Origin of the sequence: Flavobacterium sp. Arc3, assembly GCF_041431375.1 — a bacterium.
Lineage (GTDB): Bacteria > Bacteroidota > Bacteroidia > Flavobacteriales > Flavobacteriaceae > Flavobacterium.
Genome location: NZ_JASMRI010000021.1, coordinates 59149 through 85331 on the forward strand (window position 1 = coordinate 59149; position 26183 = coordinate 85331).

General features: G+C 33.9%; 26 protein-coding genes. 18 read left to right on the forward strand and 8 right to left on the reverse strand.

The genetic code is table 11. The features are described 5' to 3' along the window. The first annotated feature begins 35 nt into the window (after positions 1-35). The 3 genes from QO200_RS14745 (at position 36) to QO200_RS14755 (ending at position 2693) form a co-directional block, all read left to right on the forward strand. Positions 36-998, forward strand: coding sequence for an electron transfer flavoprotein subunit alpha/FixB family protein (locus QO200_RS14745; protein WP_371541380.1), 963 nt, complete (start codon positions 36-38; stop codon positions 996-998). Between the two features lie 170 nt (positions 999-1168). Next, the gene (locus QO200_RS14750; RefSeq protein WP_371541382.1) at positions 1169-1798 is read left to right on the forward strand and encodes a bifunctional nuclease domain-containing protein; all 630 of its coding nucleotides are present in this window, start codon (positions 1169-1171) and stop codon (positions 1796-1798) included. A 70-nt stretch (positions 1799-1868) separates the two neighbouring features. After that, on the forward strand, positions 1869-2693 hold the full coding sequence (locus QO200_RS14755; RefSeq protein ID WP_371541386.1) for a thymidylate synthase: 825 nt from the start codon (positions 1869-1871) through the stop codon (positions 2691-2693). Between the two features lie 22 nt (positions 2694-2715). Here QO200_RS14755 and QO200_RS14760 read toward each other — a convergent pair whose 3' ends face one another. After that, on the reverse strand, positions 2716-3012 hold the full coding sequence (locus QO200_RS14760; RefSeq protein WP_371541388.1) for an isoamylase early set domain-containing protein: 297 nt from the start codon (positions 3010-3012) through the stop codon (positions 2716-2718). A gap of 237 nt (positions 3013-3249) precedes the next feature. On the opposite strand from QO200_RS14760, the gene QO200_RS14765 reads away from it, so the two are divergent. Both QO200_RS14765 and QO200_RS14770 read left to right on the forward strand, forming a co-directional pair. Then, the gene (locus QO200_RS14765) at positions 3250-3582 is read left to right on the forward strand and encodes a 2TM domain-containing protein (RefSeq protein WP_371541391.1); all 333 of its coding nucleotides are present in this window, start codon (positions 3250-3252) and stop codon (positions 3580-3582) included. Positions 3583-3593: 11 nt separating this feature from the next. Next, on the forward strand, positions 3594-4076 hold the full coding sequence (locus tag QO200_RS14770) for a dihydrofolate reductase (protein ID WP_371541394.1): 483 nt from the start codon (positions 3594-3596) through the stop codon (positions 4074-4076). A gap of 57 nt (positions 4077-4133) precedes the next feature. Here the strand turns inward: QO200_RS14770 and QO200_RS14775 are convergent, their stop codons facing one another. Then, positions 4134-4451: a hypothetical protein gene (locus QO200_RS14775; protein WP_371541397.1), complete on the reverse strand. Its 318-nt coding sequence runs from the start codon at positions 4449-4451 to the stop codon at positions 4134-4136. A gap of 217 nt (positions 4452-4668) precedes the next feature. Between QO200_RS14775 and ubiE the strand changes: the two genes are divergently transcribed. After that, on the forward strand, positions 4669-5400 hold the full coding sequence (gene ubiE / locus QO200_RS14780) for a bifunctional demethylmenaquinone methyltransferase/2-methoxy-6-polyprenyl-1,4-benzoquinol methylase UbiE (RefSeq protein WP_371541399.1): 732 nt from the start codon (positions 4669-4671) through the stop codon (positions 5398-5400). Positions 5401-5424: 24 nt separating this feature from the next. After that, on the forward strand, positions 5425-6129 hold the full coding sequence (locus tag QO200_RS14785; RefSeq protein ID WP_371541403.1) for a porin family protein: 705 nt from the start codon (positions 5425-5427) through the stop codon (positions 6127-6129). 5 nt (positions 6130-6134) lie between these two features. Here QO200_RS14785 and QO200_RS14790 read toward each other — a convergent pair whose 3' ends face one another. Next, on the reverse strand, positions 6135-6857 hold the full coding sequence (locus QO200_RS14790) for a TrmH family RNA methyltransferase (protein WP_371541406.1): 723 nt from the start codon (positions 6855-6857) through the stop codon (positions 6135-6137). A 36-nt stretch (positions 6858-6893) separates the two neighbouring features. On the opposite strand from QO200_RS14790, the gene QO200_RS14795 reads away from it, so the two are divergent. The 3 genes from QO200_RS14795 (at position 6894) to accD (ending at position 11546) form a co-directional block, all read left to right on the forward strand. Then, on the forward strand, positions 6894-9449 hold the full coding sequence (locus QO200_RS14795; protein WP_371541408.1) for a BamA/TamA family outer membrane protein: 2556 nt from the start codon (positions 6894-6896) through the stop codon (positions 9447-9449). Positions 9450-9516: 67 nt separating this feature from the next. Next, positions 9517-10584, forward strand: coding sequence for a class II fructose-bisphosphate aldolase (gene fbaA / locus QO200_RS14800; protein ID WP_371541411.1), 1068 nt, complete (start codon positions 9517-9519; stop codon positions 10582-10584). A 107-nt stretch (positions 10585-10691) separates the two neighbouring features. After that, entirely contained in the window at positions 10692-11546 is an 855-nt protein-coding gene (gene accD / locus QO200_RS14805) for an acetyl-CoA carboxylase, carboxyltransferase subunit beta (protein WP_371541413.1), read from the forward strand. 408 nt (positions 11547-11954) lie between these two features. On the opposite strand, the gene QO200_RS14810 is transcribed toward accD, so the two are convergent. Next, positions 11955-13205: an ABC transporter permease gene (locus QO200_RS14810; protein WP_371541416.1), complete on the reverse strand. Its 1251-nt coding sequence runs from the start codon at positions 13203-13205 to the stop codon at positions 11955-11957. Positions 13206-13370: 165 nt separating this feature from the next. Between QO200_RS14810 and purH the strand changes: the two genes are divergently transcribed. From purH to rodA, 6 genes are read left to right on the forward strand one after another with little or no spacing between them, the layout of a single operon-like run. Continuing rightward, positions 13371-14897 carry a bifunctional phosphoribosylaminoimidazolecarboxamide formyltransferase/IMP cyclohydrolase gene (gene purH / locus QO200_RS14815; RefSeq protein WP_371541419.1) on the forward strand — a complete coding sequence of 509 codons (1527 nt, stop codon included), beginning with the start codon at positions 13371-13373 and terminating at the stop codon, positions 14895-14897. 55 nt (positions 14898-14952) lie between these two features. After that, positions 14953-15981, forward strand: coding sequence for a rod shape-determining protein (locus QO200_RS14820; RefSeq protein WP_091088876.1), 1029 nt, complete (start codon positions 14953-14955; stop codon positions 15979-15981). A gap of 57 nt (positions 15982-16038) precedes the next feature. Then, positions 16039-16863 (forward strand): rod shape-determining protein MreC, encoded by an 825-nt coding sequence (gene mreC, locus QO200_RS14825; protein WP_371541423.1) that lies wholly within the window; start codon positions 16039-16041, stop codon positions 16861-16863. Then, positions 16856-17362, forward strand: coding sequence for a rod shape-determining protein MreD (locus QO200_RS14830; protein ID WP_371541424.1), 507 nt, complete (start codon positions 16856-16858; stop codon positions 17360-17362). Before mreC ends, QO200_RS14830 begins: the two co-directional genes overlap by 8 nt. Then, positions 17359-19290 (forward strand): penicillin-binding protein 2, encoded by a 1932-nt coding sequence (gene mrdA / locus QO200_RS14835; protein WP_371541427.1) that lies wholly within the window; start codon positions 17359-17361, stop codon positions 19288-19290. Before QO200_RS14830 ends, mrdA begins: the two co-directional genes overlap by 4 nt. Before the next feature lie 17 nt (positions 19291-19307). Continuing rightward, positions 19308-20543: a rod shape-determining protein RodA gene (gene rodA / locus QO200_RS14840; RefSeq protein WP_371541430.1), complete on the forward strand. Its 1236-nt coding sequence runs from the start codon at positions 19308-19310 to the stop codon at positions 20541-20543. Positions 20544-20673: 130 nt separating this feature from the next. Here rodA and QO200_RS14845 read toward each other — a convergent pair whose 3' ends face one another. From QO200_RS14845 to QO200_RS14860, 4 genes are read right to left on the reverse strand one after another with little or no spacing between them, the layout of a single operon-like run. After that, a complete protein-coding gene (locus QO200_RS14845; RefSeq protein ID WP_371541432.1) occupies positions 20674-21210 on the reverse strand; it encodes a DNA/RNA non-specific endonuclease in 537 nt (178 codons plus the stop codon). Further along, positions 21185-21391: a hypothetical protein gene (locus QO200_RS14850; protein WP_371541435.1), complete on the reverse strand. Its 207-nt coding sequence runs from the start codon at positions 21389-21391 to the stop codon at positions 21185-21187. The genes QO200_RS14845 and QO200_RS14850 overlap by 26 nt, the downstream gene beginning before the upstream one ends. Positions 21392-21409: 18 nt before the next feature. Beyond that, entirely contained in the window at positions 21410-22516 is a 1107-nt protein-coding gene (locus QO200_RS14855; protein WP_371541438.1) for an ABC transporter permease, read from the reverse strand. Positions 22517-22532: 16 nt separating this feature from the next. Continuing rightward, positions 22533-24788 (reverse strand): carboxy terminal-processing peptidase, encoded by a 2256-nt coding sequence (locus QO200_RS14860; RefSeq protein ID WP_371541441.1) that lies wholly within the window; start codon positions 24786-24788, stop codon positions 22533-22535. Positions 24789-24993: 205 nt separating this feature from the next. Here QO200_RS14860 and surE point away from each other — a divergent pair, with 205 nt between their 5' ends. After that, positions 24994-25773 (forward strand): 5'/3'-nucleotidase SurE, encoded by a 780-nt coding sequence (gene surE / locus QO200_RS14865; RefSeq protein WP_371541443.1) that lies wholly within the window; start codon positions 24994-24996, stop codon positions 25771-25773. Further along, a complete protein-coding gene (locus tag QO200_RS14870; protein ID WP_371541446.1) occupies positions 25733-26038 on the forward strand; it encodes a hypothetical protein in 306 nt (101 codons plus the stop codon). The genes surE and QO200_RS14870 overlap by 41 nt, the downstream gene beginning before the upstream one ends. Positions 26039-26183: the final 145 nt, after the last annotated feature.

Sequence of the window (26183 nt, forward strand, 5' to 3'; positions counted from 1 at the left end):
TAAAATTTATAATTCAACATTTAAACAAAAAAATTATGTCAATATTAATATATGCAGAATCTGCGGAAGGAAAATTCAAAAAAGTAGCTTTTGAATTAGCTTCTTATGCAAAAAAAGTAGCCGAATCTCTAGGTACAACTGTAACAGCAGTAACAGTTAACGCTGGTGATGTATCAGAATTATCAAAATACGGAGTAGACAAAGTACTAAAAGTAAACAATGATAAACTAGCAAGTTTTACTGCTAAAGCATACGCTGATGTTATCAAACAAGCAGCACAAAAAGAAAGCGCTAAAGTAATTTTACTTTCATCAACAACTGACAGTATCTATCTTTCATCACTTGTTGCTGTAGCTCTAGAAGCTGGCTTTGCTTCAAATGTTGTGGGATTACCATTAAGTACTTCTCCTTTTCAAGTAAAAAGAAATGCATTTTCAAACAAAGCATTCAATATAACAGAAATAAGCACTGACGTAAAAGTTCTTGGTCTTGCCAAAAACTCTTATGGTATTTCTGAAAACCCATCTACACTAACTGAAGAAGATTTCAATCCAACTATTGGAGAAAATGATTTTGGAGTAAAAGTAGAATCAGTAGAAAAAGTATCTGGAAAGGTATCAATCGCTGATGCTGATATCGTAGTTTCTGCAGGTCGTGGATTAAAAGGACCTGAAAACTGGGGAATGATTGAAGAATTAGCAACTGTACTTGGTGCCGCAACTGCTTGCTCTAAACCCGTTTCAGACTTAGGTTGGAGACCTCACGGAGAGCACGTTGGTCAAACTGGAAAACCAGTAGCAACTAACTTATATATTGCAATAGGAATCTCTGGAGCAATCCAACATATTGCAGGAATAAGTTCTTCAAAAATAAAAGTAGTTATCAATAGCGACCCCGAAGCACCATTTTTCAAAGTGGCTGACTACGGAATCGTTGGTGATGCATTTGATGTTGTCCCTAGACTGATCGAGAAATTTAAAACATTTAAGGCACAATAGTCATAATGTAATATTCTTCAAGAAATATAGCTGCCTGAAAACAAGATAATCGTACCTTTGTTTACAGGCAGTTTTTTTGTCTGTCATTTTTTTATTAAAATTGCACCCAAATTTAATAACGAAAATTAAATCTTTAAATTAGGTACTCTGTACTTTTCATTTCAGTAAATATGAGCTTAGTTAAATTATCAATAAAAGGAATTTCATACAGCCAAACACAGAATGGAGCCTATGCTCTGATTTTGAATGAAGTTGATGGCGAAAGAAAACTACCCATTGTTATAGGCGCTTTTGAAGCACAATCTATAGCGATCGCCTTAGAAAAAGAAATTAAGCCACCACGTCCGCTGACACATGATTTATTTAAAAATTTTGCAGAACGGTTTGACATCACGGTGAAACAGGTTATCATTCATAAGCTTGTTGACGGTGTATTCTATTCCAGCATTATTTGTGAAAGAGATAAAATTGAGGAAATAATAGATGCACGTACCTCTGATGCGATTGCATTAGCATTGCGATTTAATGCTCCTATCTTTACTTATAAAAATATTTTAGATAAAGCCGGTATTTATCTGAAAGCGAATTCACAAGAAACAGATAAAGACTCACAAGAAATAGATGATATTCTTTCAAACCCAGAAACTTTTGGTAATGAGGAAGAAAGTAATCAAACTGGCCGAATTTACATTAAACATAGCCTTCAAGAATTAAGTGAGTTACTTGAGCAGGCTGTAAGCCATGAGGATTATGAAAAAGCGGCTAAAATAAGAGACGAAATTTCAAAAAGAGAGTCATAGCTGCACAATTTTTAATTTGGTTATTTTTCAATTCTATACTAGATTATCATATTACCAAACAAACATTTCAATGAAGCAATATTTAGACTTAGTGCAACACGTTATGGACAACGGTTGTCAAAAAGGGGACAGAACGGGAACAGGAACAAAAAGTGTATTTGGTTACCAAATGCGTTTTGATCTGGCAGAAGGTTTCCCAATGGTAACCACTAAGAAATTACACTTCAAATCGATTGTTTATGAATTGCTTTGGTTTTTAAAAGGAGATACAAATATTAAATATCTCCAAGAAAACGGAGTCAAAATCTGGGATGCTTGGGCTGATGCCAATGGCGATTTAGGACCTGTTTATGGTCATCAATGGCGCAATTGGAACAGTCAAGAAATTGACCAAATATCAGATTTAATCACTGAATTAAAAACAAATCCTAACAGTCGCAGAATGCTTGTTTCCGCTTGGAATCCCTCAGTACTTCCTGATACTACAAAATCATTTGAGGAAAATGTAGCCAACAATAAAGCAGCACTACCACCTTGTCACGCCTTCTTTCAATTTTATGTAGCCGATGGTAAGTTATCCTGCCAGTTATACCAACGCAGTGCGGACATCTTTTTAGGAGTTCCTTTTAATATTGCATCTTATGCCCTACTTACTATGATGATAGCACAAGTATGCGATCTTGAGGCAGGTGAATTTATCCATACTTTTGGAGATGCACACATTTACAACAACCACATAGAACAATTGCAATTACAATTATCTAGAGAGCCAAAATCATTACCAAAAATGATCTTGAATCCATCTATAAAAGACATATTCAAATTTGAATTTGAGGATTTTACCCTCGAAGGGTACGAACCACACCCCCTTATTAAAGGAAATGTGGCCGTATAAAGATTGAAATAAGCTTTAGGAACTAGACTACTAAAACACTATTTTCAGCTCCTGCAAATTCGTTCCATTTAAAAGAATCTGCTTCAGTTTCATTTACAAATGCACCGTCAATTACGTATTTAAATTCGTATTCGGCATCCTTATCTACGCTAAAAACACCTTTGAAAGTTCCGTTTTTTAACTTACTAAGAACCCCTTCTTTAGGATTCCAGTTGTTAAAATCTCCAATAACCGCAACTTCATCGGCATCTTTTGCATCTACAGAAAATGTAACTTTACAAACTGGTTTTGTTTTTACAAATTGTTTTTTAATCGACATAACACTTTCATTTTTAATATTATAGAACAAAGAAAACAAAATTTGTTGAGTTTAAACTATACCCATAGCAGATTTAGTAGTAAAAGCTAAACCGTGTTAATTTTTTCCTAATTTCTCAATTATCACAACCTTAAATTTACTAAAATAAAAAAGAAAGCGTTTTCTCAATAAATATTAGATACTCTGAATGTCGACTTTCCAAATTAAATTTTATCTTTATAAACAAAAATTTAACTTATGGAAAGAGATCAACATGAACTCTATGAATATGCCCGAAAAAGATTAAAGCAAAAAAAGGGATTATATTTTCATTTTGTCCTTCTGTTTTTAGCTAGTTTATTTTTATTTGTATCGACCAAACTTTTTAAATTTGGATTAGATTCAAATTGGTACATCTACATAATTACAGCTTGGTTTTTTATTTTCCTTTTACATTTCATTAAAGTTTTCATAACTGATCGTTTTATGAATAAAAACTGGGAAAGAGATCAAATTGACAGACTAGTTGCTTTACAGCAAAACAAAATAGCTGAATTACAATCACAAATAACTGAAGACACTTCAATATAAGCACGAGAAACATGATTATAATGATTGCGGCAGCATCACAAAACAATGCACTTGGAAAAAATAACGAACTTGTTTGGCATCTACCTAACGATTTCAAAAGATTTAAAAGCCTCACCTCAGGACACCATATCATTATGGGAAGAAAAACATTCGAAAGCTTCCCTAAACCCCTACCTAACAGGACGCATATTGTGATAAGCCGTCAAGAGAATTACAAGCCGGAAGGCTGTATTGTAGTTAGCAGTATGGAGGAAGCGATAGAAACATGCCCATCAGATGACGCAGTATATATTATCGGCGGAGGGGAGATTTATAATTTAGGAATTCCTTTTTCAGACAAAATTGAACTTACACGCGTTCACCACACCTTTGAAGCTGATGCTTTTTTTCCTGAAATTGATTATAAGGATTGGGAAATGATAAATTCTGAATTCCAACCAAAGGATGATAAACATCTCTTTGACTTTACCTACGAAACTTACCTTAGAAAATAAAAAAACACCCTGGTAAACCGGGGTGTTTTCTTTTAAAACAATGATTGGAAAAATGCTCTACTCTTGAAACAGTATTTGATAGCTCAATCCAAAAATAACAAATGTCAGTAAAACTCCAGAAATGAAGATTATAACATTTGATGTTTTTTGAGAATACATCTCAAAAAAGCCTTTAATACCAAATACCACGAAGGTACTAAAGACGAAAAAAATTAAAATTTCCAAAAACAAATTTAATCCTAAGAACGTGTGCTGCGCAATGAATATACTATTGTTTAGAACAACAGTACCATCAAAAATGCCTACAAGAACAAGTGATAAAACTAGCGCAAAAAGCAACCACTTGGCTTGGATCATTAATTCCTGTTTAATCATTGAAAAATCATTATAATTTTATCCTGTAAATTTCGTTATAAAAACAAAAGCTCACAATACCCACTTTTAGTGATATTTCAATCAAGACAAAACATAGTAACGTCCAACCATTTCCATGGCTATCGAACCAAAAATGAGTTTCATTTTTTTTGCTACTATTTTGAAATCTAGATTACGGTTCAGGTTAGATTGTATTATATTTGTGAAAATTTAAAAAATGTCAAAAAACATAACTCCCTATAAAAATTCCGATTTAGGAAAGAAAGAACAAGTTGCAAAAATGTTTGATACCATTTCTGGCAATTACGATAACTTGAATCGTGTCATCTCTTTTGGGATAGACGTAAAGTGGCGTAAAAAAGTCTTAGAAATTGTTGCGAAATCAAATCCAGAAACAATTTTGGATATCGCAACAGGTACCGGGGACTTAGCTATTTTGATGGCACAGACTAATGCTAAAAAAATTATTGGATTAGACATATCTTCAGGAATGCTTGAAGTAGGGGTGAAGAAAATTGCCGACAAGAAACTATCCAATACTATAGAAATGGTACTCGGGGATTCTGAAAACATGCCGTTTGACGATAATTATTTTGATGCAATAACAGTTGCTTTCGGTGTAAGAAACTTCGAAACACTTGAAAAAGGATTAAAAGAAATACTACGCGTCTTAAAACCGAATGGTGTTTTTGTTATTCTTGAGACTTCTGTTCCAGATAAAACTCCATACAAACAAGGATATAATTTTTACAGTAAAAACATACTGCCCATCATTGGTAAACTATTTTCAAAAGACGATGTAGCTTATGAATATTTGTCAGAATCAGCAGCAGCATTTCCTTATGGAGAAGTTTTAAACAATATATTGAGGAAAATTGGGTTTATAGATGTGATTGCTCTACCGCAAACTTTTGGGGTAGCCACCATTTATTCGGCATCTAAAAACTAATACTGAGATATATTTAGCCCAAACATGAAAAAAATTGCTGTCTTACTTTTACTCGTTTTGTCCTTTAAGGGAAACTCACAGTTTAAAAAAAGCATGTTTGCTAAAGATCCTATAATCAATCTAGAAAATTTTCAAAAAGCCAGAGTCTACTACGGGTATTTTTTAGGATTCAACTCCTTCGATTTCAAATTGGACTACAAAACTGTAGGGCCGGATATCCTAGTTAAAAGGAGTACTGGATTTAATGTGGGAATTGTAGGTGATTTAAAGCTTCAGGAATATATAAACCTAAGATTTGAACCCGGTCTTTACTACACAAAAAGAGATTTGTATTACCCTAATTTCAGCAGAGAAACAGATGCCTTAAGAGAAGTAAACAGCACCTATATTCATTTCCCGCTGCTATTGAAATTCTCCTCTCTAAGAACTGGGAACGTTCGCCCCTATCTTGTAGGAGGTGTTTCTGCTACATTAAATTTATCAAGTAATGCCAAGTCAATCGATGATAATTACGAGCAAAAATTCAGAGTAAAAACCTGGACTACAAATTACGAACTAGGTTTTGGGATTGATCTTTTCTCTGAGTATTTTATATTCTCCCCTTCTATCCGGGGAGTTTTCGGAATTAACGATGAATTGATACGGGATAACGACCCTAATAGTCCTTGGACAGGCAATATTCAGTCTTTAAAAACAAGAGCTATACTGATCAATTTTACCTTTCATTAAAAATATTATCTTCTAAATTCACTCAATATAATTGCTGTTGCAGTTGCTACATTCAAACTTTCTGTTTTTTGGATCTCTCCAAAGCGAGGTATAGACAGCCTGTTTTTTATCAATTGTTCTAGTTCCTTTGAAATACCATTCGCTTCATTCCCCATCACCACAATACCTTCTTGTGGCAAAGTAGTTTTGTAAATATTTACGCCGTCCATAAAGGTCCCATAAACCGGTAAATCAGTAGCAGATATAAAAGAATTTAAATCAACATAATTTACATTGACTCTCGCAATCGAGCCCATCGTCGCTTGAACCACTTTTGGATTATACAAATCTACCGTTTCTTTTGAACACACTATCTCTTTAACACCAAACCAGTCGCACAACCTCAATATCGTCCCCAGATTACCCGGATCACGTATGGAATCTAAAGCAACTATTAAACCCGACTCCGTAATTTCCTTTTCAACTGGAATTTTGAATACCGCCAGGCAGGTATTTGCCGTTGCTAACACACTAATTTTTTTTAAGTCTGTTTCATGTATTAATGACCTCCTTGACGACGTCACTTCTTCAAAATCGTTTTGAGTGGAATACAAATGTTCCAGTTCAAAATTTGAATCCAGCAATTCTTGAATTACTTTTACACCTTCAGCAAAAAATAATTTATTGATGGTTCTATATTTTTTTTGCTGTAAACTCGTTATAAGTTTTATTTGGTTTTTACTAACCATAAAATAATGTACTTTTGAATTAAATTTTTATAACACTTGAAGAATATTTCTACAAAAATAGCAGCATTTATCCTAATAGCAATATTTATTTGCGCCTGTAACGCTGTAAAAAGAGTTCCTGATGGAAAACAACTCCTTACTAAGAATCAAATTTTAGTAAACGGGAAAGCGACAAAGGCAGAAAATGTCTTTAATCAATTGTATCAAAAACCAAATAGCACTTTGTTATTAGGCTATCGTTTACGTCTGAATTTGTACAACTTAGCTAATCTAAACCCTGACTCAACTTATCAGGCTAAATTTACAAATCATCCCGGAAAATACGAAAGAAAATCAAAATGGCTATCGGCAAAACAAGTGGATAAACTAGGAAAATCTTTTTACTATCATGGCATTCATGACTTCCTTAAAAAAACTGGAGAACCTCCTGTTATCATAGACACTAGCAAAACTGAAAAATCACTTCTACGACTAAATTATTATTATTTCAATAATGGTTTTTTCAATGTAAACTCAGATTACAAAATAGACACAGTTGGTCCTAAAAAAGCAAAAATAGAATATAAAATCAGCACAGGAAATCCTTATTATCTAGATACTATACAAACAACTATTGCTACTCCAGTACTAGATTCCCTATATGAAACAATAAAATCCAACTCCATCGTTAAATCAGGCACTCAATACAAGACCATTGATTTTGAAGATGAAAAAAACCGTATTACTACCCATTTTAGAAATAATGGAGTGTATTACTTTCAGCCTACCTATGTGAATTTTGATATTGATACTATTCAAAAAGCCGATAAGGCTAATGTAAATGTAATCATAAATGACTACTCCTATCAGGATAAAGATTCTACCAGAACAGAACCTTTTAAGATCTACAAGATAAGCGATGTTAATATCTACACAGACTACTCTCCTAATACCGCTAATTTAAAAATTACAGATAGTACGACCTATAAAAATTTCAATATATACAGCCACGAAAAGTTAAAATACAAACCACACGCAATAACTGATGCTATTTTCATCACTAAAGGTGGCCTTTTTGCCGACAATAAAACAGTTCTTACTACGCGTTACTTGAATAATCTTAAAATATTTAATTATCCAAGTGTCCAATATGAAATTGACTCTAGAGACACTACTTATAGTTCGTTGATTGCCAAAATATACCTAACACCAAGAAAAAAATATAGTTTCGGAACCTCTCTGGATATTACCCATTCTAACATTCAGGATATAGGGATCGCATTAAGTATTTCAGAAACGATTCGAAATGTATTTAACGGTGCCGAAACATTGGAGGCTTCAGTACGTGGAAACATTGGTTCATCCACTGATTTAGCTAATCCAAACAATCAATTTTTTAATGTTTCAGAATACGGAGTTGATTTAAAATTAAACGTCCCTAGGATTTTCATGCCTTTCTCTACCGAAAAAATCATTAAAAAAAGCATGATTCCTTCTACCCTTATGGCTATTGGATTTTCAAGACAAACAAACATTGGGTTAGACAAAGAAAATTTTACCGGAGCTTTTACTTATAACTGGACACCAAAGAAGAACAATACGGCTCGCTTCGATCTTTTTAATGTTCAATTTGTTAGAAATCTAAATAAAGAAAACTATTTCAATGTCTATAGTTCATCCTACAGTGCCTTGAATGAAATAGCCCAAACCTACAATAAAGAAGCTTCTTATGTTGAAGACAACGATTTAATTATTGAATCCGGAACCACAGCCTTTGTTAATGATGTATTAAACGATAGAACCGATTTAATCTCAACAGATGATGATTACAAGTCGGTAAAAAGTATTGAAGAAAGAAGAGTGCGGCTAACTGAAAATGATTTCATCCTTGCAACAAGTTTTACTTTTAGCAAGACTACAAAAACAGACTTACAAGACAATACATTCTATCTTTTTAAAACAAAAATTGAATCAGCAGGATCCTTACTAACCCTTGTTTCTAATGCAACCAATATTTCTAAAAACACAAATGGTAATTATGAGCTTTTCAATCTAGAATATTCAGAATATATAAAAACAGAGTTTGACTACATCAAGCACTGGGATTTAAGCAAAGAAAAAGTCTTAGCGGTAAGGTCATTTTTTGGGATAGCAATTCCATTTGGCAATTCAGACAATGTACCATTTTCCCGAAGTTATTTCTCAGGAGGTTCGAATGACAACAGAGCATGGCAAGCCTATAGCTTAGGACCTGGAAGCAGTGGAGCGACCAATGACTACAATGAAGCGAATATGAAAATTGCATTGAGTACTGAATTCAGATTTAAAATTTTAGGAGATCTAAAAGGGGCTCTTTTTGCTGACGCAGGCAACATTTGGAACGTTTACGATAACGTGACTGACGAGGCCTCGATTTTCTCTGGATTTAAAAGTCTAAAAGACATTGCATTGGGAACTGGATTTGGATTAAGATATGATTTAAACTTTTTCGTTATCCGATTTGATTTAGGGTTAAAAACTTATAATCCTGCTAACGCATCTGGTGAAAAATGGTTTAGAGAATACAATTTCGGGAACTCTGTTTTAAATTTTGGAATAAATTACCCCTTCTAATGCTATTTAATTCTTATTTTTGCAGTCTTGAACTAAAAACAAAAAAAACCAACTAAAAAAAATTAAAATGGGACATAACATTAAACCAGGCGTAGCTACAGGAGATCAAGTACAGGAAATTTTCAATTACGCAAAAGAAAAAGGCTTTGCTCTACCTGCAGTAAATGTTACTGGTTCTAACACAATAAACGGAGTTCTTGAGACTGCTGCAAAATTAAACGCACCAGTTATCATTCAATTCTCTAACGGAGGAGCACAGTTTAATGCTGGTAAAGGTCTTTCTAATGCTAATGAAAAAGCAGCTATCGCTGGTGGTATTGCAGGAGCAAAACACATCCATACTTTAGCAGAAGCATACGGAGCGACAGTAATTTTACATACTGACCACTGTGCTAAAAAATTACTACCTTGGATTGATGGATTATTAGATGCTTCAGAAGAACATTTTGCTGCAACTGGTAAACCATTATACAGCTCACACATGATTGATTTGTCTGAAGAACCAATCGAAGAGAACATTGAGATCTGCAAAGGATACTTAGCTAGAATGAGCAAAATGGGAATGACATTAGAAATCGAACTTGGAATTACAGGTGGTGAAGAAGATGGTGTAGACAACTCAGATGTTGACAGCTCTAAATTATACACTCAGCCAGAAGAAGTAGCTTATGCTTACGAAGAATTATCTAAAATAAGCCCAAGATTTACTATTGCTGCTGCCTTTGGAAACGTACATGGAGTTTACAAACCAGGTAACGTAAAATTGACTCCGAAAATTTTGAAAAACTCTCAAGATTTCGTTCAAAAGAAATTCAACACAGGAAACAATCCAGTTGATTTCGTTTTCCACGGTGGATCAGGTTCTACTCTAGAAGAAATCAGAGAAGGAATTAGCTACGGAGTTATTAAAATGAACATCGATACTGACTTACAATTTGCATTTACTGAAGGTATCCGTGATTATATGGTTAAAAATATTGATTATTTAAAAACTCAAATCGGTAACCCAGAAGGTTCTGATGTTCCAAATAAAAAATATTACGACCCAAGAAAATGGTTACGTGAAAGTGAGTTGACTTTCAACGCAAGATTAGAGCAAGCATTTGCCGACTTGAACAACGTGAACACACTATAAAAAGAGTATTCAGTTTTCAGTTTTTTAGTGTACAGTACTAATAACTGAATACTAAAACTGAAACAAAACTCTGAATATTTGATTACTGAACGCTGAATACTACAAAAATGGCTTGGTTTAAAAGAAAAGAAAAAGGAATTACAACTGCGACTGAAGACAAAATGGATGTTCCAAAAGGTCTTTGGTACAAGTCTCCTACCGGAAAAATTATTGATGCCGATGAGTTGGAACGCAATTTATTTGTAAGTCCAGAAGATGGTTTTCATGTTAGAATTGGTAGTAGCACCTATTTTGAAATCTTATTTGACAATAATGAATTTGTTGAATTAGATAAGAACTTAACCTCTAAAGACCCTCTGCACTTTGTTGACACAAAGAAATATGCAGATCGATTAAAAGATGTTATGGAAAAAACCAAACTTAAAGACGCTGTGCGTACTGGAGTTGGAAAATCTAAAGGTAAAGAACTAGTAATTTGCTGTATGGATTTTGCCTTTATTGGTGGATCAATGGGAGCTGTTGTAGGTGAAAAAATATCAAGAGGGATCAATCACTCTATCAAAAACAAAATTCCATTTGTAATGATATCTAAATCAGGTGGAGCAAGAATGATGGAAGCTGCTTATTCTTTAATGCAATTAGCAAAAACATCTGTAAAACTTGCCCAGCTTGCTGAGGAAAAAATACCTTACATCTCTTTATGTACAGATCCGACGACAGGAGGAACAACTGCATCATATGCCATGTTAGGAGACATCAATATTTCTGAACCAGGCGCATTAATTGGATTCGCAGGGCCTAGAGTCGTAAGAGATACTACTGGTAAAGATTTACCTGAAGGTTTCCAAACTGCTGAATTTCTATTAGAGCATGGTTTCTTAGACTTTATCACGCCAAGAAAAGAATTGAAAGACAAGATCAATTTGTATATCGATTTGATTCAAAATAATGATATTAGATAGTATAACTATTCAAAAATTACTGAAGGCGCAAATTGTATTTGCGCCTTTTTTTATACTTTTATTTTAAATTTTATGCTTACGAAAACTGGAATGCTTCTATTTTTTTCGCAGTTGTTTTTCTAAGCTACAATAACAAATTGCTTTCCAATACATTCTTGTTGAAGTCTTTATCAAAAGGAAACTTATAGCAAACAAAGAGGAAAATACTATTTTATACTATAAGAATACAAACCAATTTTACAGCTATGAATCCATAGAATACGATAAAACAAAGATTACGACATTAAAACTAATTAATAAAAACCATTCTTAAAAGTACTGAATACTGTGCTATTTCCTCCTGACTGCGCATCCAATTAAGTGAACAAACCTTCCTCTTTACACTGCAGAAACTAGCACTAAACCGACTTACATCCCCGTTCTAATTGCTTCAACAGGATCTAATTTCGAAGCTGTTATCGCTGGTAATATTCCTGAAATTAAACCAATTAATCCTGCCAATAAGGTTCCTAAAAGAATATTCCCCATCCCTAAAACGAATTCGAAATCCAACACATTGGTCAGTATCAATGCAATAATCCAGACTAAAAATAATCCGATAACTCCCCCAAGAACAGATAATATAACCGCTTCAAATAAAAATTGGAATAAGATAAAACGATTTTTAGCTCCTAATGATTTTTGAATTCCTATTAAATTCGTTCGTTCTTTTACTGAAACAAACATAATATTAGCAATACCAAATCCTCCTACTAAAAGTGAAAATCCACTAATCATCCATCCTCCAAATTTCATATTTAAAATAATACCATCAATTAAATCAGTAAAACCCGAGAATACATTTACAAAAAAATTATCAATCTCACCCGCTTTTACCCCTCTATAACCCCTTAGCTTTTGTGAAATTTCAGCCTTGTAAGCGTCCATATCAATTCCTTTATTAGGTTTAAAAACAATAACATTTACTAATGACTCATTATTATCGCCATACAACTGTCGAAGGAAGTTAACTGGAATGTAAGCAGAAGTGTCATCACTATCACCAAACATTCCTCCACCCTGTTTCTTCAGTACTCCAATTACTGTAAAACGTTGACCATATACTCTAACGTCTTTTCCTATTGGCTCTATTGAACCAAAAAGTGATTCTGTAATTTCGCTACCTAAAACAATAACCTTAGCTCCTGAATTTGCTTCTGATTCATTATAAAACCTTCCTTTTTCAAACTCTAGCCCTTGAATATCAATAAATTCATACGATACTGGCACCATATTAACATCACTTACCGTGTTTGAATCGTATTTTATCGACTCTCGTTTAGTGAAAATTTGATAACCCAATTGGTCAGTATTAGTCATAGCACCTTTCATGTAAGTATATTCATCATACTTAATGTTAGGAAACTGCTCTCTTTTCCATTTTGGGATATCAGAAGGGCCAAAAGAAAATTTCATTAAATAAATAGTGTTTTTATCTAAACCGCTTAAATCTTTTGTGATTTTTCTATCTAATGAATCTACCGCGGCAAGCACCGCTATAATTGAGAATATCCCTATCGTCACTCCCAACAAAGAAAGTAAAGTTCGCAACATATTACTTCGCAAGGCATTCATCGCAAAAGCAAAACTTTCTTTCAATAATCGGAGATATACTAGCATAAAATCTTTTTTGTGTTATTGTAAAAATCTGAAAATATTATTCAAAAACCAAATAATAAAGGGTACTTCAAGTTGGTATGATTTTTTAAGACAATGTTACAACACTTCATATAAATTTATAATCAAAAAAAAACTATTTTTGCATTTTATAACTATAACTACATAATGAACACAACTAAAACGATTCAATCAGCATTAATTTCAGTATTCTCAAAAGAAGGCTTAGAACCTATAGTTAGAAAACTACATTCTCAAAATGTTGTTTTATATTCTACAGGTGGAACTGAAGACTTTATAAAAAACTTAGGCATCCCTGTGGTACCAGTTGAAGATGTCACTTCTTACCCCTCAATTCTAGGCGGAAGAGTAAAGACATTGCACCCAAAAGTTTTTGGAGGTATCTTAAACCGTCAAGATAATGAAAGTGATGTTCAACAAATGGAGGAGTTTAATATTCCCCAAATCGATTTAGTAATTGTTGATTTGTATCCTTTTGAAAAAACAGTTGCCTCAGGAGCAAGTGAAAGTGATATTATTGAAAAAATAGACATTGGTGGAATTTCTTTGATTCGTGCTGCTGCAAAAAACTTCAAGGATACCGTTATAATAGCTTCAGTAGACGAATACAGTTTGCTTTTGGATTTGATAACTGATAAAAATGGAGCAACAAGTCTTGCTGACAGAAAACTATTGGCAACAAAAGCTTTTCATGTTTCGTCTCATTATGATACCGCTATCTTTAACTATTTCAATACTGATGAAACTATTTTCAAAGCAAGTATTGCAGATGGTCAGATATTAAGATACGGAGAAAACCCTCATCAAAAAGGATTCTTCTTTGGTGATTTTGACGCCATGTTTAACAAATTACACGGAAAAGAACTTTCATACAACAATTTACTAGATGTGGATGCTGCTGTTAATTTAATTGCCGAGTTCAAAACAGACAGTCCTACTTTTGCCATATTAAAACACAATAATGCTTGCGGCTTAGCTACAAGAGAAACAATAAGTGAAGCTTATAATGTTGCTTTAGCTTGCGACCCTACATCAGCCTTTGGAGGTGTACTAATTGCCAATACAAAAATAGATGTTGCTACAGCAACTGAAATAAATAAATTATTTTGTGAAGTAGTAATCGCCCCAGCATATGATGCTAACGCAATTGCAATCTTACAAGAAAAGAAAAACAGAATAATATTAGTTCAAAACGAAGTAGATTTACCTCAAAAACAAGTTAGATCTTGTTTAAACGGACTTTTAATTCAAGAAAGAAATAATATTACCGACAATAAAGACGATCTAAAGACCGTTACTATTACGACTCCAACAGAACAGGAAGTTCTAGATTTAATATTCGCTTCTAAAATTTGTAAAAATACAAAGTCGAACACTATTGTTTTTGCAAAAAACGGAACACTGATTTCATCAGGAACAGGCCAAACTTCAAGAGTTGATGCCTTACTCCAAGCAATTGAAAAAGCAAAAACTTTTGGTTTCGACTTAAAAGGAGCCGTGATGGCGAGCGATGCTTTTTTCCCTTTCCCAGATTGTGTAGAGATTGCAAAAGACGCTGGTATTACAGCTGTTATTCAGCCTGGAGGATCTATAAAAGACCAATTGAGCATTGACTATTGCAATGAGAATAAACTTGCAATGGTATTTACGGGAACACGTCATTTTAAGCATTAATTTGTTTAACTTTGTACGCTCCTAATTTTTAACTTTTTAAACCCCTGAAAAACTTATGGGATTTTTTGATTTCATGACCGAGGATATTGCGATAGACCTTGGTACCGCTAACACTTTAATCATACATAATGATAAAGTCGTAATTGATAGCCCATCAATAGTTGCTCGAGATAGGATCTCCGGTAAAATCATTGCTGTTGGTAAAGAAGCCAACTTGATGCAGGGTAAGACACATGAAAACATTAAAACAATAAGGCCTTTGAAAGATGGTGTAATTGCTGATTTTGATGCTTCAGAAAAAATGATCAGTATGTTTATCAAAAGCATACCTGCGTTGAAAAAAAGAATGTTCACTCCTGCTTTACGAATGGTAGTATGTATTCCTTCTGGAATTACTGAAGTTGAAATGAGAGCGGTGAAAGAATCTTGTGAAAGAGTAAATGGTAAAGAAGTTTATTTAATTCATGAACCTATGGCTGCAGCTATTGGTATCGGTATCGATATTATGCAACCTAAAGGAAACATGATTGTAGATATAGGTGGTGGTACAACTGAAATCGCTGTAATTGCACTTGGTGGAATTGTATGTGACAAATCAGTGAAAATTGCTGGTGACGTTTTCACAAATGACATAGTTTATTATATGCGTACTCAACACAACCTTTTTGTTGGAGAAAGTACTGCAGAAAAAATAAAAATCCAAATTGGAGCCGCTATTGAAGATTTAGAAACTCCTCCAGAAGACATGTCTGTTCAAGGAAGAGATTTACTTACTGGTAAACCAAAACAAGTAGAGGTTTCTTATAGAGAAATCGCTAAAGCGTTAGACAAATCAATTCAAAGAATTGAGGATGCAGTTATGGAAACTTTATCTCAAACTCCTCCGGAATTAGCAGCAGACATCTACAATACAGGTATTTACCTTGCAGGTGGTGGCTCTATGCTACGTGGATTAGACAAAAGAATTTCTCAAAAAACAGATTTACCTGTTTATATTGCAGAAGATCCGTTAAGAGCAGTGGTTCGAGGAACAGGAATGGCACTTAAAAACCTTTCGAAATTTAAAAGTATCTTAATAAAATAAGATATCAAAGAATTCCGCTTAGAAGCAAATCCTGAAACAAAATAATTAGACAATAGAATGCAGCAAATATTTAATTTTATATTCAAAAACAGTAATAGAATACTGTTTTTGCTGTTATTATGCATTTCGTTTTTGCTTACGATACAGGCGCACTCCTACCACAGAAGTAAAATAATCAGCTCCGCTAACTATTTAAGCGGCGGAGTCTATGAAAAGATCAACAATGTGAGTGAGTATTTGAATTTAAAAACTCAAAATGATGCTTTGGCCATTGAAAATGCTAGGCTAAAAAGTATTTTATTTGCAACTACTGACTCTATTTCGATTACAAAATTAGAAAAGACAAAGGAAACACAGCCTTACGACATAGTGGTTTCTAAAGTGATACATAATTCTTATAATGTCCACGAAAACTACCTAACCTTAAATTCTGGCGCACTACAAGGTGTGAAGTCAGATATGGGAGTGATTAATAATTTAGGACTAGTAGGAATCATAGACAATACTTCTCCAAGGTACTCCACAGTTATTAGCATTTTGAATGTAAAATCTCAAATAAATGCTAAAATTAAAAAATCAAATCATTTTGGTTCTTTAATTTGGAATGGAAAAAGCACAGGATTTGTGCAGTTGATAGATGTACCAAGATTAGCTTCGGTTAGACGAGGGGACACTATTGTAACTGGTGGACAATCAGTTATTTTTCCAGAAAACATTAATATTGGTACCGTTGAAAAAATATATATTGATAACAAAACCAATTATTATACTTTAGACATAAAACTTTTTAACGACATGACAAATTTGGGTCACGTATATATTCTAAAAAGTAAATACAGAGACGAACTTAATAATTTAGAAAAAGGAAAGAAAAATGAATAGCACTCTGTTAGTCAATATTTTTCGGTTTATTTTACTATTGGCCGTCCAGATTGTTATTTTTAACAATATGAATTTCTTGGGATTTATAATGCCTCTTCCCTACATGCTGTTTATTATTTTATATCCAGTTAACGGAAACAGAACTGGGCTGCTATTATCCAGTTTTCTGCTGGGTCTCACGATGGATGTGTTTTCTAATTCAGGAGGCGTACACGCTACTGCCTGTCTGACTTTAGCTTACCTCAGACCGTCTATATTTAAATTTTCGTTTGGAATTAGTTATGAATACCAAACCATAAAATTGAATGATGTCCTAACACCGGAACGATTCTCTTTTATATTAATTTCAGTCATAATTCATCATTTCACGTTATTTATATTAGAAGCGTTTCAGGTCAGTTTCTTCTGGGACATCTTAATCCGAACGCTGTTAAGTACTGTGTTTACCATCATTAGCTGTATCATAATAATATACCTAATCAAGCCTAACAAAAGATGAGAAAATTCTTGCTGCCCTCCTTAATTATCATCGCAGCATTATTGCTGCTGATCCGCATATTCTACCTGCAGGTTATTAATGACAGCTTTAAATTAAAATCCGAAAATAATGCTATCAAAATAAAGTATGACTATCCTGAAAGAGGTTATATTTTTGATCGATATGGAAAGCTTTTAGTCTCTAATCAAGCATCTTACGATATCATGGTAATTCCTAGAGAATTAAAAAACATTGATACATTAGAATTTTGCAAATTATTAAAAATTACAAAGGAGGATTACATAAAAACAATAGCTAAAGCTAGAGTGTACAGCCCACGCCTTCCTTCGGTTTTTTTACCGCAATTAAACAAGAGTGAATTTGCTGCATTTCAAGAAAAGATAAGAAAATTTGAGGGCTTTTACTTTCAAAAACGCTCCCTTCGTGATTATGAAGTAGATTTTGGAGCTAATGTTTTTGGTGGCATCACAGAAGTAAACGAAAAAATAATAGCAAATAACCCGTACTACAATAGTGGTGATTTGATAGGCAAACAAGGTGTTGAAGAAAGTTACGAAGAGGTTTTACGAGGTATAAAAGGGGTTAAATATTTTCAAAAAGACAAATACAATAGAGAAATAGGTTCTTACAAAGACGGAAAATATGATACTATTGCAGTACAAGGAGAAGATATAAATCTTACACTTGATGCTGAACTACAAAAGTACGGCGAGCAGTTAATGATTAACAAAAGAGGAGGAATTGTAGCCCTCGAACCACAGACTGGTGAGATTTTGGCGCTTGTCACCGCACCATCTTATGACCCATCGATCTTAGTTGGTAGACAACGCTCTAAAAACTATACATTACTATATTATGACTCGATAGCAAAACCACTTTACGACAGAGGTCTTTTAGCAGAATACCCACCTGGCTCTCCGTTTAAAATACTAACTGGTCTAATAGGATTGCAAGAAGGAGTAATTGATGAACAAACTACTTTCATGTGTCATCATGGTTTTAGTTATGCAAGAGGACGATTTATGAAATGTCACGGTTTTGGCCCGCACCAACTGAATAATGGAATTTACAATTCCTGTAACACCTATTTTGCAAACGTGTACATGAGAACCATTAATAAATATGTAAAACCATCTTATGCTGTTGATGTTTGGAGTAATCATGTAAAAAGCTTTGGACTAGGTGATTTTATGGGTTACGATCTACCAACAGGGAAAAGAGGAAATATTCCAGATTCAAAAACATACAAACGTATTTATCCTAACGGAGGCTGGAGAAGCACAACTATTATATCTAACTCAATAGGACAGGGAGAAGTATTAATGACACCAATACAACTAGCTAATATGATGGCTACGGTTGCTAATGAAGGTTACTATTATACTCCTCACATCATCAAGAAAATTAAAGGAACTGCTATTGACCCTAAATTTAAAGTAAAACATCAGACGACCATTGATAAAAAGTATTTTAAACCTATGATTCAAGGTCTATTTGACGTTTATAACTTAGGTACTGCTAAATCATTACGAGTAGAAGGAATTAACATTGCCGGTAAAACAGGTACGGCAGAAAATTATGCTAAAATAGGCGGTATAAGAGTCAAACTTGAAGACCACTCTATATTTGTTGCATTTGCACCTAAGGACAACCCAAAAATTGCAATTGCAGTATTAGTAGAAAATGGAGGCTATGGAGCAACCATTGCAGGACCGATTGCCAGTTTAATGATTGAACGTTATTTAAGAAAAAAAATAACAAGAACAGATTTAGAAACAAGAATTCTAAAGACGAGCTTAAGAGATCGCTATGCAAAATTAGGCGGAATGAACGAAGCTAGCGCGATTGAAACGACGCCTAAAGATTCTACCTTAGATAAAAATGTTGTAAACACAGTTACACCGATAGACTCTACTAAACAAAATTAAAAAGAGATTCATTTCAAATGAAAAATCAGAGCATAAAGAAAAATCTTGACTGGACATGTATATTAATTTATAGTGCACTTGTGATTATGGGTTGGTTAAACATCTACTCCTCTTCCTTGTCCTCTATAGAAGACACATACCAGAAACAACTTATATTCATTGTATTGACCATTCCTTTAATTTTCATACTACTTGCAATTGACGGTAAGTTTTATGAAAAATACGCGAGTATTATCTTTGGTGTCTCATTATTATCATTAGCAGGTCTATTTTTATTTGGAAAAACCATCGCAGGACAACGATGCTGGTATGCGATAGGAAGCTTCACATTGCAACCTTCTGAATTTGCAAAAGCAGCGACCTCATTAGCTTTAGCAAAATTCTTAAGCGATTCACAAATTAATTTAAAGGAAGTAAACCGTCAAATACAAGCGCTTGCGATTGTGTTTTTACCCGTTCTCCTTATATTACCGCAGCCAGACCCTGGTAGTGCACTTATCTATAGCATCTTTATCATTGTTCTATATCGCGAAGGGTTACCTTCATGGTACGTATGGACTGGGTTTATTACCATCCTTTTATTCGTGTTAACTTTAGTTTTACAGCCACAATATGTAATATTATTGGCATTAGCGGTAATCTTAATTGTCTATTTTAAATCGAGATTAGGAGACCGAAATATTGTTTTAAGCAGTATTCTTTTTGTTTTAATTTCTGGTTTTGTATTGTCTGTTAATTACGTTTTTCAAAATGTATTTAAACAACACCATAGGGATCGTTTTAATATCTTATTAGGTAAAACTGTAGACTTAAAAGGAATTGGATACAATACCAATCAATCGGAGATTGCTATTGGTTCTGGAGGATGGTTAGGAAGAGGCTTCCTTGAAGGAACTCAGACCAAAGGAGGATTTGTCCCAGAACAACATACGGATTATATCTTTACGACCGTTGGTGAAGAATGGGGTTTTGTGGGATCTTTTGTAGTAATCGCTCTTTTTGTAAGCTTATTTCTTAGAGTTATCTATTTGGCCGAAAGACAAAAAACAAAATTTAGTAGGGTTTACGGCTATTGCGTAGCGGGTATTTTATTCACTCACTTCTTTGTCAATATCGCAATGGTTGTTGGTATTTTCCCTACAATTGGAGTTCCGTTACCTTTCTTTTCTTATGGAGGTTCCGGACTTTGGGGATTCACAATATTACTGTTTATATTCCTTAAAATGGATGCCAATAAAGTAAACGAATGGTAGCCTCAACTACTAAAACTTATAACTTAATTAAAAATCCAAGCACTATAATCGCAACTTTTCTCTAGGCTGTTTTCTAATTTGTCATCTAGTTTCAGGAAGAAATCGATTCCGGTTAGTTGTTCAATTTTATCTACAGAAACCACAAATTATATAGTGGCTTTTCTGTTCGCTCATTAGGAACTAAGAAAGCAATCATTTTATAATTACCATTAGACTTATTTAATACTATTTTATAAGAAGAATCAGGCACAACCACTTTCTCTTTGCCTATAGTTTTAGAGAAATTCTTGAAAACACACCCAGTCACAACATAAACACCATCATATCTAACCGCCCAATAACGAACTTTCTGTTCTAATCGGTTCCAAAACCCACCATTAAACTCATGGTTTTGAGGAGAAATATTAGAATTGTAAAAGGTGTCATTGTACGTATCTTTATCAGACTGCATATCTCCTGCGGGACAAAGATGGCCTTTGTCATATCCTGAATTTTTATAATTCCTCCAGTCAGCAGAAGTACTTTTACCTTTATGATCTTCAATAAAGTACGGTCTTTTAAAATCACTATTGGCAACATACTCTTTCTTTAATTCATACGCCAACCATTCTGCCTGTTCTGCCATCTCATTATAGGATAGACTAGTACTTATGTCGCACGATTTCATTTGACGTGGTTGCTGGTAAATAGTCGAATACAAGATTAGATTCCGCTACCATTTCTTTTATTGTCAAAGTATCAGCGATCTTATCCTTAGTAACGACCCTTGCATTTTCAAAATCTTTTTTACAAGACGATAAAAGAGTCAAACTTACTATTGAAAACATGACCACCTTCGAATACTTCATTTACAATAATTTTAATTATTACTCCTTAACATCCAAGGCGTCACGTAAGGCATTCCCCATCATCATAAATGCTAGTGTTAACAACATAATCGCGACTCCAGGCACCATCGCTAAATAGGGTTTCCCCAAAATAATATAGCTATAATGGTCTTTTATGATACTCCCCCAACTAGGAATTGGTGGTTGCGCACCTAACCCCAAAAAACTTAGACCACTCTCCACTAAAATTGCTGAAGCAAAATTAGCCGCAGAAATTACAATCACTGGCGCCATAATATTGGGCAATATATGATTAAATATAATTCGGAAATCTCCAAAACCTAAAGCTCTAGCCGCAGTAACATATTGCATTTCTTTAACACTTATCACCTGACCACGTACAACACGCGCCACTTCAACCCACATCGTTAATCCAACCGCCACAAAAACCTGCCAAAATCCTTTTCCCAATGCTAACGTAATCGCAATTACTAAAAGAAGTGTAGGTATTGACCAGATAATATTGACCAACCACATAATTAATGCATCTACTTTTCCGCCAAAATAACCTCCTATTGCTCCAAAAAAGATACCAACAATTAAAGAAATTAAGACAGCTACAATACCAATTGAAATTGAAACTCTCGAACCTATTAACATTCTACTAAGCAAGTCGCGACCATATTTATCAGTACCGAGATAAAAAGTTCTTTTCTTAATAAAATTCTGTTCAACAGACTCAATTGCACTTTGTCCCGCGAATGAACTTAGATCAATCTCTTTAACCATTTTTAAAGATGGCTCATCGTTATACTCCACATATACAATAGTATTCCCAACTACCTTATAACTTTCAATAGCAACTTCAGTCACACTATTGGGAAAGCCCAAGAAATAATTTTCTACAGTAGTCTTTGGTTTCACATCTAACGGAATAGACAACAAAGTCACATTAAAACCTGGCGGTTTAGAATGAATTGACAAATGCATCTGGTTTGCGTTTTCTGAATTATCAGGTGCCAAAACATAAGCAAAAATGGAAACGAAAAGTAAGATTACGATAAACGTAAAACTAAAAACGCCCCAAAAATTCTTTTTGAATTTATGGAGCGCAATTGCAGTTAATGATTGTGTTGTATTATTCATTTAAAGAGGGCTACACTTATGACTTAGCTAGTTTTTCTTTTTTAATTTTTGAGGGAATTGTCTTTTTTAAAATCACTTTGTTTTGCAAATCATCTAAAACATTTAATGCCTCTTCAACATAAATATCTTTAGACAGACTTTCATGCCACCTCTCTCTTTTCTCTCTTAAAATACTATCCTTACTAGTCTCAGCAACTTCATATGGCAAAGAAGAAAATTGTAATGAATTTTTATACTGCGAAATAGGCTTGTATTTTTTAGCTTTTTCTTCAATTGCATTTTGCGCAATTTTAAACTTCTCCATGTTTAAGCTGTACGTATTTTCGTTACTACGACTATCGATCCATTTAGCATTATCCTCGATTAATTTAAATTGCTCATTATGGGCAATTCTTTCTTTACTATTTAAAATAGCTTTGTTGAAATTAGCTGTTTTATCCCACACTGTGTATGGAGCTGCATCGATCTTATCCCAAGGCATAGCGTGCTCAACATCTCTTTCTCCCATTTTTAAATAAGCATATCTATCCGGCATCACAATGTCGCTACTCACTCCTTCTAATTGAGTTGAACCACCGTTTATTCTATAAAATTTTTGAGTTGTTGTTTTCAATGCCCCCAAATCACCAACTTCACTATTTCGCACAAATTGATTTAAATCGATAACATTTTGTACCGTTCCTTTACCATAAGTTTGTTTACTACCAATGATAACTCCCCTTTTATAATCCTGAATCGCGGCAGCTAAAATTTCTGAAGCTGAAGCAGAGAAACTGTTAACCATAATTACTAAGGGGCCATCCCACTCAATCTTTTTATCACGATCAAATAACACTTCTTTCTTTCTTCCTGCTGATTTAATTTGAACAATAGGACCTTGCTCGATGAACAATCCTGCGATATCCACAACAGTAGACAACGAACCACCCCCATCATCACGAACATCTAATACTATACCATCTACTTGGGCAGCTTTCAATCTCTCTACTTCGAGAGCAATGTCTTTTCCAGCATCTCTACCATCTTTGTTTTCAAAATCAATATAGAATTTAGGCAAATAAATAACCCCATATTTCAAACCATTTTTCGTAACCACACTAGACTTAGCATAGGTTTCTTCAATCTCAACGACATCTCTAATTATAGATATAATTTTAACTGTACCATCAACTTTTTTCACAGTAAGACGAACTTCAGTTCCCTTAGGTCCCTTTATTTTTTTAACAACGTCATCAAGTCGCATTCCTACAACATCAACTGCCATTGCAGTTCCTTGAGCTACTTTCATTACTAAGTCTCCTGCTTCAAGTTCTTTTCCTCTCCAAGCCGGACCACCTGAAATCAATTCAGAAATCTCAGTAAAATCATTTTTCTTTTGAAGACGTGCTCCAATCCCTTCTAATTTTCCACTGATACTTACATCAAAACGTTCTTTTTCTTCTGGCGCAAAATAATTTGTATGTGGATCAAAACCTGCTGTGATGGAGTTAATATAAACTGAAAACCAATCATCTCTATCTAAATCATTCATGAAACCAAAGTATTCATCTAATGATTTTTTAGCACTTTCACGCGTTTCTTTTTCTAATTCAGCATACGTTTTAACCTTACCATTATCCTCTGCATCATCAGTCTTTAATTTAACTACCTTCTCATCCGTTACATCATCCGCTTCTTTAGAAGCATCTACTGCATTAATACCTTTACTCTTGTTTTCTTGAACTCTCAAACGCTCTGTTAAAGAAGATAGCGTAGACAATTTGATTTGCTTTCTCCATCTTTCAGTAAGTTCGGCAGTATTTTTCGCATAAGCTGCTTTGTCATAATCCGTATCAAAACTCTCATCAATAGAATAGTCAAAAGGCACATCCATAATTCCTATATAGATACTTTTACTTTCTTCCATTCTTTTCATCAAACGATCATAGGTCAGATTGAAAAAAGTCAAATCTTTATTAATCAATTCATCATCCAGCTGCGTTTCGTATTTTGAAAACTCATCAATATCAGATTGTAGGAAAAATCGTTTTGAAGGATCCAACGCCTGAACATAGTCTTTGTAGACACCTTTTGAGAAAGCATCATCTATAGTTGCTGGACTATAATGTCCTTTTTCAAGAACAAAAGTTAACAATTCTAATAATAGTTTATCTTTATCAGGATTTGAATCAACCCCTGATTTTAAATTAAATGCAAATAATGTTGCTGAAATAAGAACAATTGCAATTAATATCTTATAATTTCTTTTCATAAAGCTAAGAATAATATTCATCCAAATTTTTAAACTAATGTACGGTAAAAACTATGCCACCACCTGCAAGTGCTCCATAAATTTTTGTTAAAGATATAAAATTGTTTTTTTGTTTTGCTTTAATCCGCCAAGTTAATAAATTTTGTTTCCTTTGTTTCGACTATATAAATCTGCCTAATCCATTTTGCTTTCAAACTATGAATTACAGCATAATAAACATAAAAACATGGATACAAAAAGACCTTTAATCTTAATAACGAACGACGATGGTGTATCGGCTCCTGGACTGCGAGCATTAATTGCTGTTATGGCAGAACTAGGGGACGTTTTAGTTGTCGCGCCAGACAAGCCCCAAAGCGGTATGGGCCATGCAATAACTACAAATAGCACCTTGTTTTTAGATAAAATTTCGAAAGAAAATGATGCTATTCAAGAATACAGCTGTTCTGGAACACCAGTAGATTGCGTAAAATTAGCGGTAAATGAAATCTTGAAAAGAAAACCAGATTTATGTGTCTCTGGAGTAAATCATGGTTCTAATTCTTCCATAAACGTTATTTATTCCGGAACAATGAGTGCCGCCGTCGAGGCAGGAATCGAAGGGATTCCAGCAATAGGTTTCTCCCTGCTAGACTTCAACTGGAATGCCGATTTTGAGACTATGAAACCTTTTATTCGAAAAATAACCTTAGAAGTTTTAGAGAATAGTTTACCCCAAGGAGTAGTATTAAACGTTAATTTTCCAAAATTAACAAAGGAAAACATTAAAGGAATCAAAATATGCCGTCAGGCAAAAGCGCTTTGGGTAGAAAAATTTGACAAAAGACAGACACCACAAGGACGAAATTACTATTGGCTTGCCGGAGAATTTGTAAACCAAGACAAAGGAGAAGATACAGATGAGTGGGCCCTTAATAACGGATACATCTCTGTAGTACCCGTTCAGTTTGACTTAACAGCATATCATGCAACACAAGAACTTAATACCTGGAAGTGGAATGAATAAAATAGCATTGTTAAAAGGATTTTTGCTTGGAATTATTGGATCTCTACTAGGTATATTTATTTTCATAATCTTATTTACCCCTTATACTTTCACAACAGGAATACAAATTATAAAATCACAAGGGGCATTGGGTAAATTAATTACGTTGGGGTCTATTCTAGACCTTATTATCTTTGCTATTTTATTAAAATTAAACAAAGATGGTATTGCGCGAGGAGTCGTGCTCGCAGTAATTGTTCTAACCATTTTGACTTTGTTTATTTAAAAATAAGAGCTGATTTGCTTGATTGATGAACATTCAATACCTAATTTTGAATGCCAAAGTTTTTTAAAACACTAGATTCAATTAATTAATGCAACTCTCAGGAAAAAAGATAGGATAATTTTTTCAAAAGAAAGGACATTTAAGT

Bases quoted from the DNA above. Each gene is read 5' to 3' on its own strand.
- QO200_RS14775 (WP_371541397.1), bottom strand. From the start codon at position 4,451: ATGATTAAACAGGAATTAATGATCCAAGCCAAGTGGTTGCTTTTTGCG.
- QO200_RS14760 (WP_371541388.1), bottom strand. From the start codon at position 3,012: ATGTCGATTAAAAAACAATTTGTAAAAACAAAACCAGTTTGTAAAGTT.
- QO200_RS14770 (WP_371541394.1), top strand. From the start codon at position 3,594: ATGATTATAATGATTGCGGCAGCATCACAAAACAATGCACTTGGAAAA.
- QO200_RS14790 (WP_371541406.1), bottom strand. From the start codon at position 6,857: ATGGTTAGTAAAAACCAAATAAAACTTATAACGAGTTTACAGCAAAAA.
- purH (WP_371541419.1), top strand. From the start codon at position 13,371: ATGAACACAACTAAAACGATTCAATCAGCATTAATTTCAGTATTCTCA.
- QO200_RS14785 (WP_371541403.1), top strand. From the start codon at position 5,425: ATGAAAAAAATTGCTGTCTTACTTTTACTCGTTTTGTCCTTTAAGGGA.
- QO200_RS14745 (WP_371541380.1), top strand. From the start codon at position 36: ATGTCAATATTAATATATGCAGAATCTGCGGAAGGAAAATTCAAAAAA.
- accD (WP_371541413.1), top strand. From the start codon at position 10,692: ATGGCTTGGTTTAAAAGAAAAGAAAAAGGAATTACAACTGCGACTGAA.
- surE (WP_371541443.1), top strand. From the start codon at position 24,994: ATGGATACAAAAAGACCTTTAATCTTAATAACGAACGACGATGGTGTA.
- QO200_RS14830 (WP_371541424.1), top strand. From the start codon at position 16,856: ATGAATAGCACTCTGTTAGTCAATATTTTTCGGTTTATTTTACTATTG.
- QO200_RS14755 (WP_371541386.1), top strand. From the start codon at position 1,869: ATGAAGCAATATTTAGACTTAGTGCAACACGTTATGGACAACGGTTGT.
- QO200_RS14765 (WP_371541391.1), top strand. From the start codon at position 3,250: ATGGAAAGAGATCAACATGAACTCTATGAATATGCCCGAAAAAGATTA.
- mreC (WP_371541423.1), top strand. From the start codon at position 16,039: ATGCAGCAAATATTTAATTTTATATTCAAAAACAGTAATAGAATACTG.
- QO200_RS14860 (WP_371541441.1), bottom strand. From the start codon at position 24,788: ATGAATATTATTCTTAGCTTTATGAAAAGAAATTATAAGATATTAATT.
- ubiE (WP_371541399.1), top strand. From the start codon at position 4,669: ATGTCAAAAAACATAACTCCCTATAAAAATTCCGATTTAGGAAAGAAA.
- QO200_RS14810 (WP_371541416.1), bottom strand. From the start codon at position 13,205: ATGCTAGTATATCTCCGATTATTGAAAGAAAGTTTTGCTTTTGCGATG.
- QO200_RS14820 (WP_091088876.1), top strand. From the start codon at position 14,953: ATGGGATTTTTTGATTTCATGACCGAGGATATTGCGATAGACCTTGGT.
- QO200_RS14750 (WP_371541382.1), top strand. From the start codon at position 1,169: ATGAGCTTAGTTAAATTATCAATAAAAGGAATTTCATACAGCCAAACA.
- QO200_RS14845 (WP_371541432.1), bottom strand. From the start codon at position 21,210: ATGAAATCGTGCGACATAAGTACTAGTCTATCCTATAATGAGATGGCA.
- QO200_RS14870 (WP_371541446.1), top strand. From the start codon at position 25,733: ATGCAACACAAGAACTTAATACCTGGAAGTGGAATGAATAAAATAGCA.
- mrdA (WP_371541427.1), top strand. From the start codon at position 17,359: ATGAGAAAATTCTTGCTGCCCTCCTTAATTATCATCGCAGCATTATTG.
- fbaA (WP_371541411.1), top strand. From the start codon at position 9,517: ATGGGACATAACATTAAACCAGGCGTAGCTACAGGAGATCAAGTACAG.
- QO200_RS14850 (WP_371541435.1), bottom strand. From the start codon at position 21,391: ATGAAGTATTCGAAGGTGGTCATGTTTTCAATAGTAAGTTTGACTCTT.
- rodA (WP_371541430.1), top strand. From the start codon at position 19,308: ATGAAAAATCAGAGCATAAAGAAAAATCTTGACTGGACATGTATATTA.
- QO200_RS14855 (WP_371541438.1), bottom strand. From the start codon at position 22,516: ATGAATAATACAACACAATCATTAACTGCAATTGCGCTCCATAAATTC.